The sequence below is a fragment of the Ruegeria sp. BI12 genome (assembly GCF_056537985.1).
Genome location: NZ_JBQFSL010000002.1, coordinates 345,081 through 363,880 on the forward strand (window position 1 = coordinate 345,081; position 18,800 = coordinate 363,880).

Consider the following 18,800-nt stretch of genomic DNA (forward strand, 5'->3'; position numbering starts at 1 on the left):
ACCGGCACTTTCAACAGTTTGGGACAAAACCCGTTCCAGATTTTCAAGCGATTCAGCACGCTGGCCACATAAGGCCACGAGTTGCCATTGGACACAAAGCGTTCCAACGCACCAGATACTGAGCGAGTTTTCATTATACGCCTTGGCGCCTCGGTTCAGTGCATAACTACTTAAGCGCAAGGCAATTGGCCGGCTTATCTGTTGATCCCTCTCGTAACTGTCTGTTTCCTTGTCAATTACATGCCGATTGGCCCGCATACATTCCAAGTCCAGCACCGGCCGCCGTGGCAAGGGATTTGCCGGTGCCTGATCCAATCTGGTTACCCAAGACGCCGCCAATAGCAGCACCTCCGAGAACACCAGCGGCACAGCGAGCGTCGTTTTGTACTTGAGCTTGAGTTTGGGTTGTCGGGGCTCCGCATGCCGCCAGCAGCAATACGCCACCAAACAGGCAAGCCACGGTTGTCTTCTTCATGTCGGTTTCCTCACATTCGCACGTAAGTAATGAACTCTGGTTTCCATACATGTGGGGTCTACCGTACCTCTCTCCAAACTGCCGGGGGATCAGGCGCAAGAAACCGCCCAAGTGGGTTGTTTCGCCGGCTGAGAAATGCCGTTTTGCGGTTAAGGAGTGAGCCACGTCTTAACGCACGCGCGAAGAAGCTTTGGTAGCAGGGTCAATCATGCGCTTGAAGGTTCGGGGCAGCAACGTGGTGCTGATGCTGAAGTGTGTTTTCTGAAGCCAATCGTTTGATTGGTCCCGGTCCAACTACGACGTTTGGGTCAGCAACGTGAGACGTGAAACACCCACAGTAACCTATAATTGGCGGGAAGGTAACTTTTATGGTCAAAAGACAATGTATGTCTGCATTCGACCCTTGTTTTATTGGTCGGAGTGAGAGGATTCGAACCTCCGACCCCTGCCTCCCGAAGACAGTGCTCTACCAGGCTGAGCTACACTCCGACCGTGGCGCGTGATCTATACCCGCGAATTTGGATGTGCAAGAGGGTTTTCGCATGGATTATTTGAATTGCGCCGGTCTTTCGCTGACGCAGTATCAGGTCAGTACGCTGGTTTGATACAGCCGAATTTTTGTGCCGCCATGGTCCACAACCGGCCCCGGCGGCAATAGGGGCAAACGGGTAGATCGGGCCAGGCTTGCACTGCTGGTGACGATGCCGACACGCCAGCCTTTGAACCTGGATTGCAGTACCTTTCCCAGGCTGCCGTAAACCGATCGCAGGCGTTTTTCGTCTCCGATCCGTGCACCATAGGGTGGATTGACAATAACAAGACCCGAAGGCCCTGACGGAGGCTTTATGTCACTGACCGAGCGGGTCTGAAACATGGTGAGTTCTGCAACTCCAGCGCGGTCGGCGTTTTTGGTCGATGCTTCAATCGCCCCGCTATTACGGTCCGAGCCAAAAAAAATCATGTCCGGTTTGGCCAAAGGCGGTTGCTGGCGCATCGTGGACCAAAGGTCCGGGTCGAAACTCGGCAGATATTCAAAGGCAAAGCTGCGCGTGCGGCCCGGGGGCAACCCCAGTGCAATTTCGGCAGCTTCAATGACAAAGGTGCCCGAGCCGCACATCGGATCCAGAATTGGCTCGGACCCATCAAATCCACACTCTCTGAGGAACATCGCAGCCATCGTTTCGCGCATTGGGGCTTTTGCGACGGCGGGCTTGTGGCCGCGCTTGTGCAACGGTTCGCCTGAGCTGTCTATCGAAAAGGTGCACAGATCTTTTTCTATCCGAAGCAGAACACGCACGGCCGCATCTGCTGAAACAGGAGCGCCCAGAGTTTCCGTAATCGCCCGTTCGATGCGCTGTCGCGCGGCACCCGCGTGATAGATTCGGGATTTGCGACTTGATGCTTCGACCTTGACGGGAACATCGGGGCGTAGAAAGTTTGCCCAGGGGAATTTTCTGGCTCGTTTGTCCAGTTGCGCGAGATGGACGGCGGGAAATCCGCCCAATCGCACCAGAACTTTGTTCGCTCCGCGCAAACAAAGGTTCGCGCGCCAAACTTCCGACCACCCACCGTTGCAGGTGACACCGCCGGGCACGGGCTTTGCACCTGCGAATCCTTGCTCGACTGCTTCAGCATGCAGTGGGGCTTCAAGGCCGGGCGTTGCGACCAGAAAAATCTCAAAATTGTCGTTTGGTTCCATCCCGGGTGCTTACACCGGAAGCGTTGCGGGTGCGATATACAATTTTAGCGGGCTCAAAATGCAGCCCTTCAAGTTAAATTGACAAATTATCGGCAATTTAGGCGGCAACGGGTTTGCGTTTGGCACCATCCCCGCGTAAAGGGTCCGTGATCAAATCGAAGCTTGGAACAAAAGCAGGTGCTATGCGCCTTTTTTGCTCTCAGGCTCCCACATGCAGATCGTTTTGTGCCACTATGCAGTGGTGGGAACGATGTGTTGCAGGAAAGAGGCTTGGAAGACCGTAGCGACATGCAAACTTTCAAACTGAAAAAAGGGTTGGAGCTGCCGGTGCAAGGCGCGCCAGAGCAGACGATCCAGCCGGGTCCTGAATTCAGGTCTGTTGGGGTTTTGGGGGCCGATTATCTGGGCCTGAAACCGCGCATGCTGGTTCAGGAGGGTGAAGAGGTACGGCGGGGCACACCGTTGTTCTGTCACAAGGATGTGCCCGAGGCGATGATGGTCGCCCCGCTCAGCGGCAAAGTCGTGGCCATCAACCGTGGTGCGCGTCGGGTTCTGCAGAGCGTTGTGATCGAAGTCTCTGACGTCAACGACACAGGCCTGGATTTTTCCGGCGTGGGCAACGCCGAAACGGCCGAAAGCGTGACTGAACGCCTGTGTGCAGCCGGATTGTGGACTGCCTTCCGTACGCGGCCGTATTCCAAGATGGCAACACCGGGAACCACGCCCGCGGCAATTTTCGTGACGGCCATGGATAGCGAACCTCTGGCTGCTGATGCTGCGACCATTATTCAGGATGCAGGTGACGCCTTTGCTGCCGGCCTGAACGCTGTTGCCAAGCTGACCGAGGGTAAGACATATCTGTGCCAAAAAGAGGGCAACGCCCTTCCGGGCGCGGACGTTCCGGGTGTCGAAGCAGCAGCGTTTTCCGGACCGCACCCTGCCGGTCTGGCTGGAACGCACATCCACTTCCTTGAGCCGCTGGCCGGTGAGAAACAGGTTTGGACGATCGGCTATCAGGACGTGATCGCGATTGGTCGCCTGATGCAGACGGGTCATCTGGACCCCAACATCGTGGTTGCCCTGTCAGGCCCTGGTGCGCGCCAGCCCCGCCTGATCCGCACAGTCATGGGCGCATCGACCGACGATCTGACGCGTGACGAAATCAATGTGGACGGAACCGCCCGCGTTATTTCTGGCTCTATCCTGTCTGGCCGCCATGCAGCGGGTCCGGAGGCTTATCTGGGCCGTTTCGCGCGTCAGATCAGCATCATCCGCGAAGACCATGATCAGCATACGTTGGGCTGGATTCTTCCGATGCCGTCGAAATACGCGGTTCAGCCGGTTCTTGGCTCGGCCTTTGCCAAGAAGCTGTTTGCATTCACGTCCAATTTGAATGGTGGACGCCGTGCAATGGTGCCGACCGGTACGTTCGAACAGCTGATGCCGCAGGACTACTTGCCGACGCAATTGCTACGCGCTTTGCTGGTAATGGACACCGATACTGCACAGGCGCTAGGTGCGCTGGAGCTGGACGAAGAGGACCTTGGCCTTATTGGCTTTGCCTGTCCGGCGAAATATGAATATGGGCTGGCGCTGCGCGACTGCCTGACAAAGATTGAAAAGGAGGGCTGATCCGAATGGGTTTGCGCAACTTCTTTGACCGGATCGAGCCGAACTTTACCAAGGGCGGCAAGTACGAGAAGTATTTCCCCATCTACGAGATGGTCGAAAGCTTCATCTACACTCCGAAAACCGTAACCTCCGTCGCGCCCCATGCGCGGTCCTACGTGGATATGAAGCGGATCATGACTTATGTCGTGATCGCTACGATCCCCTGTATCCTGTGGGGGATGTATAACACCGGCTATCAGGCAAACTCGGCCATTGCCGCGCTGGGTCCGGATTCAGCCACCGGCTGGCGGATTGCCATCCTGCAGATGTTCGGTATCTCACTGAACCCTGCCAGCATCTTTGCAAATGTGATGCACGGGCTGATGTACTTCCTGCCGATATACATCGTCACGCTTGTGGCGGGAGGTATCTTCGAGGTCATCTTTGCAACTGTTCGCGGCCATGAGGTGAACGAGGGTTTCCTTGTGACTTCAATGCTTTACACGCTAATCATGCCCGCATCCACGCCGCTTTGGCAGGTTGCGCTGGGTATCATCTTTGGCGTTGTTATCGGTAAAGAAGTCTTTGGCGGTACTGGCAAAAACTTCCTGAACCCTGCGCTTGTCGGTCGCGCGTTCCTGTACTTTGCTTATCCGGCGAATATGTCGGGTGACACGGTCTGGACCCCGGTTGATGGCTTTTCGGGCGCAACGGCATTGTCGGTTTCCGCCTCAGAAGGGTATCAGGCATTGGCCACCGAGGGACTTACCTGGTGGAACGCGTTTTTGGGTCAGATGCAGGGCAGCTTTGGCGAGACCTCGACGCTGGCCTGTATGATCGGTCTGGCATTTCTTTTGATGACGCGCATCGCCAATTTCCGCCTGATTGTCGGCTGTCTGGCAGGCACCATAGGTCTTACCTTGCTGTTCAACCTGATTGGGTCGGACACTAACCCGATGTTCGCGATGCCCTGGTACTGGCATGTCGTCGTCGGCGGTTACGCCTTCGGTCTGGCCTTCATGGTGACCGAGCCTGTTTCGGCCAGCCACACCAACATGGGTCGCTACATCTACGGCGCCCTGATTGGTATCATGGTTGTGTTGATCCGTGTGGTGAACCCCGCTTTCCCCGAAGGCATGATGCTGGCAATCCTGTTCGGTAACGTCTTTGCACCGCTGATCGACTATTTTGTCGTTCAGGCAAACATCAAACGGAGGGCGCGTCGCCATGTCTGATACGCAATCCCCAGAACCCAAGGGCGCGATTGCCAAGTTCCTGGCGGCCTCGCCGGACTCGGTGGGTAAAACGATCTTTATCGCCGTAGCAGTCTGCCTTGTGGCTTCGATGGTCGTGTCAGCTGCAGCCGTAAGCCTGCGCCCTGTGCAGGAAGCGAACGCGCTGAAGGACAAGCAGATCAACGTTCTGCAGGTGGCAGGCGTTTACGAGCCGGGCATCGATGTCTCTGAAGCATTCGCAAAGTTCGAGCCGCATGTACTTGAACTGTCGACTGGCGAGTTTGTGGACGACAAATTCGATCCGGCCACTTTCGACGATCTGGCCGCTGCCAGTGACCCTGAGTTGAGCGTTGCGCTGGATGATGACCCTGCTGGTATCGGTCGCAAGGCTCTGTACCGCGTGATCTATCTGCTGCGTGATGACAGCGGAGCGCTCGACAAGGTCATCCTGCCGATTCAGGGTTATGGTCTGTGGTCGACGCTCTATGGGTTCATCGCGCTGGAAAGCAACGGTAACGACATCTACGGCCTGCAATTCTATCAGCACGGTGAGACGCCCGGTCTTGGTGCTGAGGTGGACAACCCTCGTTGGAAAGCACTGTGGAATGGCAAAAAACTGCGGGACGAGGCGGGGGATCTGCAGATCACCGTGTCCAAGTCACAACCCGCCGCCGGCCCTGAATTCTATGTTGACGCCCTGGCTGGTGCCACGCTGACTTCGGTTGGTGTCGATAACCTGGTGAAATTCTGGATGGGTGATGCGGGCTACGCTCCGTTCCTGGCCAAACTGCAAGCAGGAGAGATTTGATGTCCCAGACCAAGAAAGAGATGCTGGTCGACCCGCTTGTCGACAATAACCCGATTACGCTGCAGGTGCTGGGTATCTGTTCGGCGCTGGCGGTGACCTCGTCACTGCAGGTGTCTATGGTGATGGCGCTGGCGGTGATCTTCGTGACGTCATTCTCGTCCTTCTTCATCTCGTGCCTTCGCAACCAGATCCCGGGTTCGATCCGGATTATCGTGCAGATGGTGATCATCGCCTCGCTGGTGATCCTGGTGGACCAGATCCTGAAAGCCTATGCTTTCGAGATTTCGAAAACCTTGTCGGTCTTCGTTGGCCTGATCATCACCAACTGTATCGTGATGGGTCGCGCCGAAGCATTTGCGATGAAGAATCCTCCGGTCGCGTCGTTTATCGACGGTATGGGCAACGGTATGGGCTATGGCCTGATCCTGCTGCTGGTTGGTTTCATTCGCGAACTGTTCGGCAACGGGTCGCTGTTTGGCGTCACCATTCTACAGACCGTCAACAATGGTGGTTGGTACGTGCCCAACGGCATGCTGCTGCTGCCGCCGTCCGCGTTCTTTATCATCGGTCTGATCATCTGGGCCTTCCGCACATGGAAGCCAAACCAGGTCGAAGAACGTGAATACAAAATTCAGCAGGTAGAGGCCCACTGATGGAAGGTCTGATTTCACTGGCCGTGAAGGCCATCTTTGTTGAAAACCTCGCGCTTAGCTTCTTTCTCGGCATGTGTACCTTCATCGCCGTATCTAAGAAGATTTCGACCGCGCTGGGTCTGGGTATTTCTGTGATGGTCGTTCAGGCCATCACCGTGCCCACGAACAACCTGCTGCTCAACTACCTGTTGAAGCCAGGCGCGCTAGCTTGGGCTGGTTTCCCCGATGTGGACCTCACCTTCCTTGGCCTGATTTCGTATATCGGCGTGATTGCGGCGATGGTTCAGATCCTTGAGATGGTCTTGGATAAGTACTTCCCGCCGCTCTACAACGCGCTGGGGATCTTCCTGCCGCTGATCACGGTGAACTGCGCCATCCTGGGTGGCTCGCTGTTCATGGTTGAGCGTGACTATAACTTCGCCGAAGCCGCCACCTATGGTCTGTCTTCGGGCTTTGGTTGGGCGCTGGCGATCACTGCGATGGCTGGTGTGCGTGAAAAGCTGAAGTACTCGGACATTCCGGATGGTTTGCAGGGTCTTGGCATCACCTTCATAACCGCGGGTCTGATGGCGATGGCCTTCATGTCCTTCTCGGGCGTGAAGTTGTAAGGAGAAGCTCGCATGGAAACTTTTAGCCTGGGCGTCGTCCTTTTCACCCTGATCGTTATTGCTCTGGTGGCTCTGATTATGGCCGCCCGTTCGAAACTGGTATCGACAGGTGATGTGAACATAACCATCAACGGTGAGAAAACCATTTCCGTTCCCGCGGGCGGCAAGCTGCTGCAGACACTTGCGGCAGAAAAGCTGTTCGTGCCGTCTGCCTGTGGCGGCGGTGGTACTTGCGCGCAGTGTCGTGTGCGTGTGCATTCGGGCGGCGGGTCAATCCTGCCGACCGAAGAGAGTCACATCACCAAGCGTGAAGCTGCTTGTGGTGACCGTCTGTCCTGTCAGGTCGCGGTCAAACAGGACATGAATATCGAAGTCCCCGAAGAGGTCTTTGGCGTCAAGAAATGGGAGTGCACGGTTCGTTCGAACGAAAACGTGGCGACCTTCATCAAAGCGCTGACTCTGGACCTGCCAGAAGGCGAGGACGTGAACTTCCGTGCCGGTGGCTACATTCAGATCGAAGCTCCTGCGCACCAACTGAAGTACACCGATTTTGACGTTGAAGAGGAATACCGCGAAGATTGGGACCGCTTCAATCTGTGGCAGTATGAATCGGTTGTGAACGAACCAATCGAACGCGCGTATTCGATGGCCAACTACCCGGACGAAAAAGGCATGATCATGCTCAATGTCCGTGTCGCCTCGCCGCCTCCGGGCTCAGAAGGTATCCCAGCGGGTCAGATGTCATCTTATATCTTCAACCTGAAACCGGGTGATAAGGTGACAATCTCTGGTCCGTTCGGGGAGTTCTTTGCACGCGACACCCAAAAAGAGATGGTCTTCATCGGCGGTGGTGCTGGTATGGCACCAATGCGCAGCCACATCTTTGACCAGCTCAAGCGTCTGGAAAACCGCGATCGTAAGATCAGCTTCTGGTACGGTGCCCGGTCGAAAAAAGAGATGTTCTTTGTCGAGGATTTCGACCAGTTGGCGGAAGAGTTCGACAATTTCGAATGGCATGTCGCCCTGTCGGACGCGCAGCCCGAGGACGATTGGAAAGGCTATACCGGCTTCATCCACAACGTTCTGTTCGAGGAATACCTCAAGAACCACCCGGCGCCCGAGGATTGCGAATTCTACATGTGTGGCCCGCCAATCATGAACCAGTCGGTCATCAACATGCTGCTGGATCTGGGCGTGGATCGCGAAGACATCATGCTCGACGATTTTGGCGGGTAAGAGACAAAGAACCGGCGCTCAAGGGCGCCGGTTTTCTTTTGGGCTTAGAGACGAAGGTCGCTGTCTTCTATGGGCAAGACCGACTTGACGTCGAAGACGACGCTAGTGTCTTTTCCCAACGCCCTGATTTGCGCAGGTTCGACAGCTAGAAACTCCTGATGTGCCACGGCCAGAACGACGCCGTCATAGGCGCGTTCCTCGGGGAGATCGACAAGGGAAATGCCGTACTCGGCCAATGCTTCGGATGCATCGGCGTGGGGGTCGTGTACATCGACTTTGATGCCGTAGTCGGTCAGTTCTTCTATAATGTCGACGACTCTGGTGTTGCGCAAATCGGGACAGTTTTCCTTGAATGTAAGCCCCATGACCAGAACACGGGCGGAGCCCACATCAATCCCGATGCGAGTCATTCGCTTGACCAGTTGTGACACAACGTAGCCGCCCATGCTGTCGTTCAGACGTCGACCGGCCAGAATAATTTGTGGATGATGGCCGACCGCCTCGGCTTTGTGTGTCAGGTAATAGGGATCGACGCCAATGCAGTGACCACCAACCAGGCCAGGACGGAAGGGTAAAAAGTTCCATTTGGTACCGGCTGCGCGCAGGACCGCGTCGGTATCAATGCCGAGCCGGCCAAAAATCATTGCCAGTTCGTTAACCAACGCAATGTTCAGGTCGCGTTGCGTATTCTCGATGACCTTTGCGGCTTCGGCCACACGGATGCTTTCAGCTTTGTGCGTACCTGCCGCGATGATCCGGGCATAAAGCGCGTCTACCAGATCTGCCGCCTCGGGGGTCGAGCCTGAGGTCACCTTGCAAATATCCGAGATCCGATGAGCCTTGTCGCCAGGATTGATCCGTTCCGGGCTGTATCCGACAAAGAAATCCCTGTTGAATTTCAACCCGGAAATCCGTTCGAGCACTGGCACACAGTCTTCCTCGGTCGCGCCGGGATAGACCGTGGACTCGTAGATCACCAGGTCACCCTTTTTCAGAATGTGCCCGACCGTCTCGGATGCACTCAATAAAGGGGCCAAATCCGGTTGTTTGCCCGCTGTGATTGGCGTTGGAACAGTCACGATAAAGGTATCGCATGCCACGAGATCGGAAGATTCCGAGGTAAAGGTCAACCCAGTCGCAGCGGTCAGGTCTTCGGCTTCGACTTCCTGAGTGTTATCTCGCCCCGCGCGCAAGGCGTCTATGCGTTCTGCATTGATATCAAACCCAGTTACCGAACCGATCCTGGCAAACGCGACGGCCAACGGCAGGCCGACATAGCCAAGGCCAATGACAGCGATTTTTCGGGAACTGGGATTTGTTTCGAGCATGCGGGAAATCAGCTTATTTTCCGTGATAGTCGCGGAACCATTCCACGAACCGTGCGATCCCGACCTTGAAGTCGGTTTGGGGGCGATACCCGGTCAATCGCTGCAACAGGTCGGTATCGGCCCAGGTGGCGGGGACATCGCCCATTTGTATGGGCATGTGGTTTCTGATTGCCTTTTTGCCGACGGCTTCTTCAATTGCCTCGACAAAATCCAACAGGCGTACTTTGTCACCGTTTCCAATATTGACCACGCGCCAGGGCGCTACAGGAGAAAGGCTGTCGCCCTCTACGATATCATCCCTGCTGTCCGGGCGCACGGGCGGGCTGTCGATCAGCAACCTGATCCCGCGTACAAGGTCATCAACATAGGTGAAATCACGATACATGTCGCCGTGGTTGTAGATGTCGATCGGGCGGTCATCCAGTATGGCATCCACAAATTTGTAAAGAGCCAGATCAGGCCGCCCCCAGCTTCCGTAAACAGTAAAGAACCGGAACATCGTTGTAGGCAGGTTCCAGAGATGCGCATAGGAATGACCCATCGCCTCGTTCGCCTTTTTGGTCGCCGAATAGATGGTCAGAGGCGTGTCAGCTTTTTCAACCTCGGTGAAGGGCATCACCTCATTCGCGCCATAGACCGACGACGTAGAGGCCATCAACAGGTGCTCAACCTTATGTTCACGGGCAACTTCCATCACATTGAACGTACCGACTATGTTCGAGTCGATATAGCTGCGCGGATCTTCCAAGCTGTATCGCACGCCCGCCTGTCCAGCGAGGTGCACAATTACGTCAGGTTGAAACTCTTCCCCAACCTGCTTGAGCTTATCGTGATTTTCCAACAAATCCTCGGTTGCCGAAAAGCCGGGATTTTGAAGCAGCATCTGATGTCGACGGTTTTTTAAGGCGACATCATAGTAATCTGTCATCCCGTCATAGCCGTGCACGCGGAAGCCTTCCGAAAGCAACAGTTTTGCAAGATGGAACCCGATAAACCCTGCTGTACCCGTCACCAGAACGCGCTTCATTTTTCCCTCGACCTATGACCGAACCAATTTTGGCATCAAGGATACTGTCAGTCTGCTAAGGTCAAGGGGTTTCTGCCGAAAAGGTCAGCCAACGATCATTTGTTTCATACGCAAGGCTTCATACTCTAGCTCTTTCAGCCGGAAATGAACCACGTCACCGATAGTGATTACGCCACGCAGATTGCCGTCGGCAACAACGGGCATGTGACGAAAGCGCCCCTCGGTCATGGTTTTGAGAACATCGTTCAACAGGTCGTCCGGTGAACAAGTCTTGACCTCGCGCGTCATCAGATCTTCGACGGATTGCGGCAAGGTCTGGCCGGGCGTGTCAGCCATGCGCCGAACGATGTCGCGTTCGGACAGAATGCCCTGAAGTTTACCATTCTGGTCGGTCACGACCACAGCGCCAATCCGCTTGTCCTTGAGGGTGTTCACGACTGAATGGATCGTGTCGTTTGGGCGCACCGCAAATACAGCATCCCCTTTGCCCGAAAGCAATTTTGCGACTGTCGTCTGCGTGTGCGACAGATTGGATTCCACCGATTGGCTGTGCGTGCTTGTATCGGCCTTGTCGCCGCGGGTGGGGGGCTGATATGAGGTTGGGGCCATTGGCAATCTCCTCTTATTTTTGAGATGGCTTCCCCTACACCTTACCGCAGCATAGCGGTCTGTATAGGGTGCAAATGTCCAAACCGGGGAAAACTGCCGCAAAACAAGGATATCCGGACTGTTGTCTGACCTTTATCTTACTCCACCCATCGCAGCGCTGATTTTCTTTGTCGTGGTCGTTTGCGGGCACAACTTTAGAATGACGTGGAAACGGCAGGCGACAGGCTGGCAGAAAAAAGCCTGGTTATTTGGTGTGCCAGCTGGCCTCGGGTTATTGGTTCTGGGGTTCCTGCCGCTGAAGTTGTGAAGTCGGTTTGACTCTGCAAGAGGCCACTGGCATATGCCGGGCACGGTTTTCCTCAGGAGGTCTCTCGATGCGCCTTTTGCCTGTTCTGGCTGTTGCAACACTTGTTTCCGGATGTCTTTTTGACGAGGAGCCCGAGGTTGTGCGCCTGTCCGGTGAGACCATGGGTACAACATTCAACATAACCGCCATCGGCACGGATGTGAATGAAACCGCGTTGGGTACTGCGGTCGAAGAAACACTGGCTGACGTGAACGCCAAGATGTCCAACTGGGACCCGAATTCTGAGGTATCGACGTTTTCGGCGTCGACCAGCACTGACCCAACCGAGATTTCCGAAGAATTCGCGCTGGTCATCGATGCTGCAAATGATGTGCACGAGAAATCCGGCGGCACGTTTGACGTCACGCTTGGCCCGCTGATCGAGCTGTGGGGCTTTGGTCCGCGCAAGCCGGAAGATCCTGTACCGTCGGACGCCGAGATTCAGGCGGCGCTGGACAGCGTCGGTCAGGAACGCCTTTTGGCACTGGATAGCGAAAACAGGACTTTGGCCAAATCGGACGCTGGCGTTGGCATCAACCTGTCCGCAATCGCTAAAGGATACGGCATCGACGCCGTGGCTGCGACGCTGCGCGATGCGGGGATCGAAAACTACATGGTCGAGATCGGTGGTGATCTGGTCACCATGGGGCAAAACGACAAGGGAGAAGCCTGGCGGATCGGGATTGAAAAGCCCGAAGCGGGCGCGCAGAATCTACAGTTGGTTGTGCAGCTGGACGATCTCGGCATGGCGACCTCTGGCGACTATAAGAATTTCTTTGAACAGGATGGTGTGCGGTATTCGCATATCATTGACCCAACGACGGGTCGTCCGATCACACATCGCACAACGTCTGTCACGGTTCTGGCCGAAAATGCGATGATGGCCGATGCCTGGGCGACGGCAATGTTGGCGCTGGGTCAGGAAAAGGGCATGGAACTGGCGGAAGAACATAAACTTGCCGTGTATTTCATCTCGCGGGATGTGACAGGCGGCGACGATGCCTATATTACCGTTCACAGCACTGCGTTCAAAGACGCATTGGGCACCAACTGACAAGTAGGAACCGCGATGAGTACCTTTATCATAGCCTTTTTTCTGCTTTTGATCATCGTGGTCGGCATGTCGCTGGGTGTCATGCTGATGGGCAAGACGATCAAAGGTAGCTGTGGTGGTCTGAATGCAATTTCAGGCGCGGACAAGTGCGTGGTCTGCCAAAAGGATGTCGACCCGGACTCGCCCCTGCGCGATCAGTTGCAGTGCAAACGTGCCAAAAAGATGCTTGAGCAGATGGAGCGTCAGGCCTGAACGCAGTTTGCGCTTCGCTATGGTGTTGGAAATGGCTAAGTAGTCCCCTGAAGCATCTTGGGGGAGGACGCGGGTTTGCCCAAAGCCAAAAACATCCTGTTCATCATGTTCGATCAGCTGCGCTGGGATTACCTCAGCTGTTACGGGCATCCGCATTTGCATACGCCCAACATTGATCGGCTGGCGGCCAAAGGTGTGCGATTTGACCGGGCCTATATCCAATCCCCGATTTGCGGCAGCTCGCGCATGTCGACCTACACCGGTCGCTATGTGCATTCGCATGGCGCGTCGTGGAACGGCATTCCGCTGAAAGTTGGTGAGATCACGATGGGCGACCACCTGCGCAAGGCAGGCATGGACTGTTGGTTGGTCGGCAAGACCCATATGCGCTCAGATGCGGAAGGCATGGAGCGGCTGGGGTTGGAGCCTGACAGTCTGATCGGCGCGCGCGTCGCGGAATGCGGGTTTGATGTGTATGAACGCGATGACGGTATGCTGCCCGAAGGACCTGACGGATTTTATGATCCGGATGGCGCAAAGGAATACAATAAGCATCTAGCTGCAAAAGGGTATGAGAGTGACAACCCCTGGCACGACTTTGCTAACTCGGGGCTGGATGCGGATGGCAATGTCTTGTCCGGCTGGTTTTTGAAAAACTCGGATGAGCCTGCGAACATCGCTGAAGAAGACAGCGAAACCCCCTATCTGACCGGTCGTGGTATGGAATTCATGGAGTCCCATGACGGCCCTTGGTGCTGTCATCTGAGCTTTATCAAACCGCATTGGCCATACATTGTGCCGGAACCCTATGCCTCGATGTACGGACCCCAGCATGTGTTGCCAGTTGTTCGGTCCGATGCAGAACGTCAGAATGCGCATCCAGTGCTGAATGCATTCATGGATACAAAAGTCGGGCAGACTTTCTCTCGGCAGGATGTGCGGGATGCGGTGATCCCGGCCTATATGGGGTTGATCAAACAGGCCGATGATCAGATGGGGCGGCTGTTTGAATGGATGGAGAAGACCGGCCGGATGGAGGACACTATGATCGTGCTGACATCGGATCATGGCGATTTTCTGGGCGATCACTGGATGGGCGAGAAAACGTTCTTTCAGGATGCCTCGACCAAGGTGCCGCTGATCATCTACGATCCCTCGCCAGAAGCGGATGGAACGCGTGGAACCTTAAGCGATGCGCTGGTCGAATCTATCGACCTTGCTCCGACATTTGTAGATGTAGCGGGCGGTGAGATCGCGGGGCATATCCTTGAAGGGCATTCCTTGCTTCCGATCCTGCATGGGCAAAAGAATGATACGTCCCGCGATGTGGTCATCTGTGAATACGATTACTCGGCATCACCAATTGCGGACAAACTGAATGCCTCGGTCCGCGACGCGGTCATGTTCATGGCAGCCAACAAAAAGTGGAAGCTAATCCACTGTGAAGGCGGCCATCGGCCCATCCTGTTTGATCTTGAGGATGACCCGAATGAACTGACGGATCTGGGCGACAGCGCGGACCATGCGGATGTTATTGCCCAAATGTATGATCACCTGTTCGCCTGGACACGTCGCCAGTCGCAGCGCACGACCCGGTCGGAACGGCAATTGATCGAGATGCGGACAAAAAGTCGGGGCCGGGGCATTGTGGTTGGGGTCTATGACGAAAACGATGCGCCTCTGGATTTGACCGTCAAGTATCGCGGTCGGAAAGCACGTCCATTCACAGAGCTCGTGAACAAGGGGTGAGTTGCCTGAGTATTAATTCTGGCCCGTCGCGGGCAAAATGCGGTTCAATTGCCAAATGTCAGGCGATACAAGACGGACCAGAGCAGAAATCCGGAGAGCCGCAATGAACGCCCCCAAACCCGTCGTCCTGTGTATTCTTGATGGTTGGGGCCTGTCCGAAGACACGCGGTCCAACGCACCATACCTTGCGAAAACGCCGACCTTTGATGCGATCATGACCAAAGGGCCGCATGCGAAACTGATCACGCACGGGCCGGATGCTGGCTTGCCCAGCGGCCAGATGGGGAATTCCGAGGTCGGTCATACCAATATCGGCGCAGGCCGGGTCGTTGCGATGGATCTGGGGCAGATTGACCTTGCGATTGAGGATGGCAGTTTCTTTGAAAATGCCGCGTTGCAGGACTTCATCACCAAAGTGAAAGCTGCTGGCGGGACGGCACATCTGATGGGGCTGGTCTCAGATGGTGGCGTGCATGGCCATTTAAACCACATCGTCGCTGCGGCAAAGGCGATTACGGATGCGGGTGTTCCGGTGGCACTACACGCAATGACGGACGGGCGCGATGTCGCTCCTAAATCGGCATTTACCTACCTGTCAGAACTTGAAGATCGCTTGCCTGCAGGCGCGCGGATCGTTTCGGTTTGCGGGCGGTACTTCGCGATGGACCGGGACAATCGCTGGGAACGCGTAAGTGAGGCCTATGAGGCGATGGTCAAGGGGCAGGGCCGGCCCGCTGTCACCGCGCATGGTGCAGTTGATCATGCGTATAACCAGTCTGAAACAGACGAGTTCATCGTTCCCACTGTTCTCGAAGGCTACGAAGGCATCCAAGATGGTGACGGCTTTTTCTGCCTGAATTTCCGCGCTGATCGCGCCCGTGAAATCCTGCGTGCAATTGGCGAGCCCGGCTTCTTGGACTTCGATACGGGCCCGCGACCGCAGCTCTCAGCTCTGCTCGGGATGGTCGAGTATTCGGATGGCCACAATACCTATATGACAACCGTGTTTCCCAAACGGAAAATCGTGAACACTTTGGGTGAGTGGGTCGCCAAACAAGGACTTCGCCAGTTTCGTTTGGCCGAGACTGAAAAATACCCTCATGTCACTTTCTTCCTCAATGGTGGCAAGGAAACGCCCGAGAAAGGTGAAGACCGGTTTATGCCAAAGTCGCCCAAGGTGGCGACGTATGACCTGCAACCCGAGATGTCTTCGGCCGAGGTGACGGCGAAGTTTGTCGAGGCCATTGAGGCAGGCTACGATCTGATCGTCACCAACTATGCCAACCCTGACATGGTTGGCCACACGGGCGATTTGCAGGCTGCCATCAAAGCCTGTGAGGCCGTTGATCAGGGGTTGTCGCAAGTTGTGGCGGCGTTGAACAAGGTCGGCGGTGCGATGATTGTCACAGCAGATCACGGCAATTGCGAAGTCATGGTTGACCCCGAAACCGGCGGACCACATACCGCGCATACGCTGAACCCGGTGCCTGTGGCGCTTGTTGGCGGGCCTAAGGGTGCATCGCTTCGCGATGGGCGCCTTTCCGATCTGGCCCCGACGCTGTTGGAGCTAATGCGTCTTGAGCAACCGCCCGAGATGACGGGGCACAGCCTGCTGTCATGAGAGTGCGCGCTTTTGTCCTTGCGATGTGCTTTGCGGCGTCTGCCAATGCGCAGAATGATCCAGCCACGGCGGCGTTGAATGCCGCCCGGATGCTAGAGCAGGCGTCGATTAACCTGACCGAGGCTGATGGGGCCCGAGACCGCGTACGGGCTCTGACCGAGACCATTCAGGCTTATGAGGCCGGGCTTTCGGCTATGCGTGACGGGTTGCGCATGGCGGCAACACGTGAGGCGCAGCTGACCGCAGAACTGCGGTCGCGGGAAAAGGAAGTGGCGCAGCTGCTGGGAGTCCTGCAAACCATCGAAACCACTGCACCGCCTGTTCTGATGTTGCACCCATCCGGTCCCCTTGGTTCTGCACGGGCGGGTATGATGCTGTCCGAGGTTACACCAGGTCTGAACGCGCGCGTCCAGGCGCTGACCCATGATCTGCAAGAGGTTCAGACGCTTCGAAAACTGCAGCAAAGCGCGGCAGAAACACTGGTCGAAGGGCTGACCGGCGTGCAAAACGCGCGCACCAGCCTTAGTGAGGCGATTGCCGACCGCACGGATTTACCGCGTCGCTTTGTCGAGGATCCTGTGCGAACTGCTATTCTGATCTCATCAACCGAAACACTTGACGGATTTGCCAGCGGGTTGTCCGAGATTTCCGAAGGCGAGATTTCCGAGACAAACGCAGATATCTCTGACCGCAAGGGACAGATTGCCTTGCCGACCCAAGGCGTTGTTTTGCACCGTACAGATGAAACCGATGCGGCGGGTGTTACGCGCCCCGGTGTAATCCTTGCCACCCGTCCAAGGGCAATTGTTACAACGCCAACCGCAGCAACGATCCGGTACCGCGGACCATTGTTAGAGCTTGGGAACGTGACGATCCTCGAGCCGCAACCAGGGTTGTTGTTCGTGTTTGCAGGCCTTCAAGAGGTCTACGGAGACATGGGCGAGGTGATCCCAGAAGGTACTCCAGTGGGTTTGATGCCCGGTGAATCGCCCGAAATCGGCGCAATTTTGTCAACAAGCGGTGATGGCACTGGAACTGACCGGTCAGAAACGCTCTATATAGAGGTAAGACAGAATAATAGCCCCGTGGACCCGGAAACATGGTTTCGGACCGACAAGGATGGATAAACGAGTATGAAGAAATTTTTGATGGCCGGTCTGGCCGGAACCGTGGCAGGTGTAATCGCAACCACACAAATTGCTGGTCCTTTGCTGGCGCAAGAGGCTGACCGGAAGGCCAGCGTGTACGAGCAACTGGATCTGTTCGGTGATATTTTTGAACGTATCCGCGCCCAGTATGTTGAAGACGTCGAGCCGGAAGAGCTGATCGAAGCGGCCATCGACGGCATGCTCACGTCGCTTGATCCGCATTCCAGCTATCTTTCGCCAGATGATGCTGAGCAGATGCGGGTGCAGACACGTGGCGAATTCGGTGGATTAGGCATCGAGGTCACGCAGGAAGAAGGCTATGTCAAAGTTGTCTCGCCGATCGACGATACCCCGGCCGACGAAGCGGGAATAGAGGCCGGTGACTTCATCACGCATGTCGATGGTGAAAGCATCCTTGGCCTGACCTTGGACAAGGCCGTGGATCTGATGCGTGGTCCTGTTGGGTCGGAAATCGTGATCACGGTCGTCCGCGAGGGCGAGCAAGAGCCATTCGACATCACCATAATCCGCGACACCATCAAACTGACAGCCGTGCGCGCCCGAACCGAAGGCACCAGCGTTGTTCTGCGTGTCACCACTTTCAACGACCAGACTTTCCCGAACCTGCAGGAAGGCCTGAATGAACAGATCGAAGAAGCTGGTGGTCTGGACAAGGTCAATGGCTTTGTCCTTGACCTGCGGAACAATCCCGGCGGGCTGCTGACCCAAGCGATCAAAGTTTCGGATGCTTTCCTGAACGAAGGCGAGATCGTGTCCACCCGTGGACGCGACCCAAGCGACGGCGAGCGATTCAATGCAACAGCAGGTGATCTGGCCGAAGGTAAACCAATTGTTGTCCTTATTAATGGCGGATCCGCCTCTGCATCGGAAATCGTGGCCGGCGCGCTGCAAGACCACCGCCGTGCAATCGTTGTGGGCACCAAGAGCTTTGGCAAAGGGTCGGTCCAAACGGTCATGCCTTTGCGCGGAGACGGCGCGATGCGTCTGACGACCTCGCGCTATTACACGCCGTCGGGCAGGTCGATTCAGGCGCTTGGTGTCAGCCCTGACATCATCGTCGAACAGCCACGTCCTGCACCAGATGCCGAGGATGAAGAGGCAGATGCCCGCACACGATCCGAAGCAGATCTGCGCGGCAGCCTGAACAACGACAGCCTGAGTGAAGACGAAATCCGTCAAATCGAAGAAGACCGCGCCAAGGCCGAAGCCACGGCTGAACTGCGGGAAGAGGATTATCAGCTGGCCTACGCCATCGACATCCTCAAAGGTTTGTCGGCGTTCAATCCCAACGGACCGTCACAGTAAAATTAACAGGGCCGC

The 18,800-nt window shown here is 55.9% G+C and carries 18 protein-coding genes and 1 tRNA gene; 13 read left to right on the plus strand and 6 right to left on the minus strand.

Translation table 11 applies throughout. The features are described from left to right. Positions 1-232 precede the first annotated feature (232 nt). The 3 genes from ACR0AK_RS14910 to ACR0AK_RS14920 all read right to left on the minus strand — a co-directional run bounded on the left by ACR0AK_RS14910 (position 233) and on the right by ACR0AK_RS14920 (position 2,174). On the minus strand, positions 233-475 hold the full coding sequence (locus ACR0AK_RS14910; protein ID WP_480793889.1) for a glycine zipper 2TM domain-containing protein: 243 nt from the start codon (positions 473-475) through the stop codon (positions 233-235). Positions 476-887: 412 nt separating this feature from the next. Continuing rightward, positions 888-964: transfer RNA gene (locus tag ACR0AK_RS14915), tRNA-Pro, on the minus strand. 94 nt (positions 965-1,058) lie between these two features. After that, positions 1,059-2,174, minus strand: coding sequence for a THUMP domain-containing class I SAM-dependent RNA methyltransferase (locus tag ACR0AK_RS14920; RefSeq protein ID WP_480793890.1), 1,116 nt, complete (start codon positions 2,172-2,174; stop codon positions 1,059-1,061). A 288-nt stretch (positions 2,175-2,462) separates the two neighbouring features. On the opposite strand from ACR0AK_RS14920, the gene ACR0AK_RS14925 reads away from it, so the two are divergent. The 6 genes from ACR0AK_RS14925 to nqrF are packed head-to-tail and all read left to right on the plus strand — an operon-like array spanning position 2,463 to position 8,325. Further along, complete coding sequence (locus ACR0AK_RS14925; RefSeq protein WP_480793891.1) at positions 2,463-3,806, plus strand: Na(+)-translocating NADH-quinone reductase subunit A; 1,344 nt, start codon at positions 2,463-2,465, stop codon at positions 3,804-3,806. 5 nt (positions 3,807-3,811) lie between these two features. Continuing rightward, entirely contained in the window at positions 3,812-5,020 is a 1,209-nt protein-coding gene (locus ACR0AK_RS14930) for an NADH:ubiquinone reductase (Na(+)-transporting) subunit B (RefSeq protein ID WP_480793892.1), read from the plus strand. Further along, positions 5,013-5,828 carry a Na(+)-translocating NADH-quinone reductase subunit C gene (locus ACR0AK_RS14935; protein WP_170559568.1) on the plus strand — a complete coding sequence of 272 codons (816 nt, stop codon included), beginning with the start codon at positions 5,013-5,015 and terminating at the stop codon, positions 5,826-5,828. The genes ACR0AK_RS14930 and ACR0AK_RS14935 overlap by 8 nt, the downstream gene beginning before the upstream one ends. Then, positions 5,828-6,481 (plus strand): NADH:ubiquinone reductase (Na(+)-transporting) subunit D, encoded by a 654-nt coding sequence (locus tag ACR0AK_RS14940; RefSeq protein WP_170559570.1) that lies wholly within the window; start codon positions 5,828-5,830, stop codon positions 6,479-6,481. Before ACR0AK_RS14935 ends, ACR0AK_RS14940 begins: the two co-directional genes overlap by 1 nt. Continuing rightward, complete coding sequence (gene nqrE, locus ACR0AK_RS14945) at positions 6,481-7,089, plus strand: NADH:ubiquinone reductase (Na(+)-transporting) subunit E (protein ID WP_170423419.1); 609 nt, start codon at positions 6,481-6,483, stop codon at positions 7,087-7,089. Before ACR0AK_RS14940 ends, nqrE begins: the two co-directional genes overlap by 1 nt. 12 nt (positions 7,090-7,101) lie before the next feature. Beyond that, the gene (gene nqrF, locus ACR0AK_RS14950) at positions 7,102-8,325 is read left to right on the plus strand and encodes an NADH:ubiquinone reductase (Na(+)-transporting) subunit F (RefSeq protein WP_170559572.1); all 1,224 of its coding nucleotides are present in this window, start codon (positions 7,102-7,104) and stop codon (positions 8,323-8,325) included. Between the two features lie 44 nt (positions 8,326-8,369). On the opposite strand, the gene tviB is transcribed toward nqrF, so the two are convergent. The 3 genes from tviB to ACR0AK_RS14965 form a co-directional block, all read right to left on the minus strand. Further along, positions 8,370-9,653: a Vi polysaccharide biosynthesis UDP-N-acetylglucosamine C-6 dehydrogenase TviB gene (gene tviB, locus ACR0AK_RS14955; protein WP_480793893.1), complete on the minus strand. Its 1,284-nt coding sequence runs from the start codon at positions 9,651-9,653 to the stop codon at positions 8,370-8,372. Positions 9,654-9,666: 13 nt separating this feature from the next. After that, positions 9,667-10,680: an NAD-dependent epimerase/dehydratase family protein gene (locus ACR0AK_RS14960; protein WP_480793894.1), complete on the minus strand. Its 1,014-nt coding sequence runs from the start codon at positions 10,678-10,680 to the stop codon at positions 9,667-9,669. Between the two features lie 84 nt (positions 10,681-10,764). Next, entirely contained in the window at positions 10,765-11,289 is a 525-nt protein-coding gene (locus ACR0AK_RS14965; RefSeq protein WP_480793895.1) for a CBS domain-containing protein, read from the minus strand. Between the two features lie 121 nt (positions 11,290-11,410). Here ACR0AK_RS14965 and ACR0AK_RS14970 point away from each other — a divergent pair, with 121 nt between their 5' ends. The 7 genes from ACR0AK_RS14970 to ACR0AK_RS15000 all read left to right on the plus strand — a co-directional run bounded on the left by ACR0AK_RS14970 (position 11,411) and on the right by ACR0AK_RS15000 (position 18,785). Next, the gene (locus tag ACR0AK_RS14970) at positions 11,411-11,596 is read left to right on the plus strand and encodes a hypothetical protein (RefSeq protein WP_480793896.1); all 186 of its coding nucleotides are present in this window, start codon (positions 11,411-11,413) and stop codon (positions 11,594-11,596) included. A 67-nt stretch (positions 11,597-11,663) separates the two neighbouring features. Then, the gene (locus ACR0AK_RS14975) at positions 11,664-12,689 is read left to right on the plus strand and encodes an FAD:protein FMN transferase (protein ID WP_480793897.1); all 1,026 of its coding nucleotides are present in this window, start codon (positions 11,664-11,666) and stop codon (positions 12,687-12,689) included. Between the two features lie 15 nt (positions 12,690-12,704). Further along, positions 12,705-12,941 (plus strand): (Na+)-NQR maturation NqrM, encoded by a 237-nt coding sequence (nqrM, locus tag ACR0AK_RS14980; RefSeq protein WP_058277146.1) that lies wholly within the window; start codon positions 12,705-12,707, stop codon positions 12,939-12,941. Between the two features lie 75 nt (positions 12,942-13,016). Further along, positions 13,017-14,690 carry a sulfatase-like hydrolase/transferase gene (locus ACR0AK_RS14985; protein WP_480793898.1) on the plus strand — a complete coding sequence of 558 codons (1,674 nt, stop codon included), beginning with the start codon at positions 13,017-13,019 and terminating at the stop codon, positions 14,688-14,690. Between the two features lie 103 nt (positions 14,691-14,793). Beyond that, positions 14,794-16,311 carry a 2,3-bisphosphoglycerate-independent phosphoglycerate mutase gene (gpmI, locus tag ACR0AK_RS14990; RefSeq protein WP_480793899.1) on the plus strand — a complete coding sequence of 506 codons (1,518 nt, stop codon included), beginning with the start codon at positions 14,794-14,796 and terminating at the stop codon, positions 16,309-16,311. Then, positions 16,308-17,438, plus strand: coding sequence for a murein hydrolase activator EnvC family protein (locus tag ACR0AK_RS14995; RefSeq protein ID WP_480793900.1), 1,131 nt, complete (start codon positions 16,308-16,310; stop codon positions 17,436-17,438). The genes gpmI and ACR0AK_RS14995 overlap by 4 nt, the downstream gene beginning before the upstream one ends. A gap of 6 nt (positions 17,439-17,444) precedes the next feature. Continuing rightward, positions 17,445-18,785 carry a S41 family peptidase gene (locus ACR0AK_RS15000; protein ID WP_170559588.1) on the plus strand — a complete coding sequence of 447 codons (1,341 nt, stop codon included), beginning with the start codon at positions 17,445-17,447 and terminating at the stop codon, positions 18,783-18,785. The last annotated feature ends 15 nt before the right edge of the window (positions 18,786-18,800 follow it).

Coding starts and splice junctions, on each gene's coding strand:
- ACR0AK_RS14920 (WP_480793890.1), bottom strand. CDS start 2,174: ATGGAACCAAACGACAATTTTGAGATTTTTCTGGTCGCAACGCCCGGC.
- ACR0AK_RS14965 (WP_480793895.1), bottom strand. CDS start 11,289: ATGGCCCCAACCTCATATCAGCCCCCCACCCGCGGCGACAAGGCCGAT.
- nqrE (WP_170423419.1), top strand. CDS start 6,481: ATGGAAGGTCTGATTTCACTGGCCGTGAAGGCCATCTTTGTTGAAAAC.
- ACR0AK_RS14995 (WP_480793900.1), top strand. CDS start 16,308: ATGAGAGTGCGCGCTTTTGTCCTTGCGATGTGCTTTGCGGCGTCTGCC.
- ACR0AK_RS14975 (WP_480793897.1), top strand. CDS start 11,664: ATGCGCCTTTTGCCTGTTCTGGCTGTTGCAACACTTGTTTCCGGATGT.
- ACR0AK_RS14910 (WP_480793889.1), bottom strand. CDS start 475: ATGAAGAAGACAACCGTGGCTTGCCTGTTTGGTGGCGTATTGCTGCTG.
- gpmI (WP_480793899.1), top strand. CDS start 14,794: ATGAACGCCCCCAAACCCGTCGTCCTGTGTATTCTTGATGGTTGGGGC.
- tviB (WP_480793893.1), bottom strand. CDS start 9,653: ATGCTCGAAACAAATCCCAGTTCCCGAAAAATCGCTGTCATTGGCCTT.
- ACR0AK_RS14935 (WP_170559568.1), top strand. CDS start 5,013: ATGTCTGATACGCAATCCCCAGAACCCAAGGGCGCGATTGCCAAGTTC.
- ACR0AK_RS14925 (WP_480793891.1), top strand. CDS start 2,463: ATGCAAACTTTCAAACTGAAAAAAGGGTTGGAGCTGCCGGTGCAAGGC.
- nqrM (WP_058277146.1), top strand. CDS start 12,705: ATGAGTACCTTTATCATAGCCTTTTTTCTGCTTTTGATCATCGTGGTC.
- ACR0AK_RS14960 (WP_480793894.1), bottom strand. CDS start 10,680: ATGAAGCGCGTTCTGGTGACGGGTACAGCAGGGTTTATCGGGTTCCAT.
- nqrF (WP_170559572.1), top strand. CDS start 7,102: ATGGAAACTTTTAGCCTGGGCGTCGTCCTTTTCACCCTGATCGTTATT.
- ACR0AK_RS15000 (WP_170559588.1), top strand. CDS start 17,445: ATGAAGAAATTTTTGATGGCCGGTCTGGCCGGAACCGTGGCAGGTGTA.
- ACR0AK_RS14930 (WP_480793892.1), top strand. CDS start 3,812: ATGGGTTTGCGCAACTTCTTTGACCGGATCGAGCCGAACTTTACCAAG.
- ACR0AK_RS14940 (WP_170559570.1), top strand. CDS start 5,828: ATGTCCCAGACCAAGAAAGAGATGCTGGTCGACCCGCTTGTCGACAAT.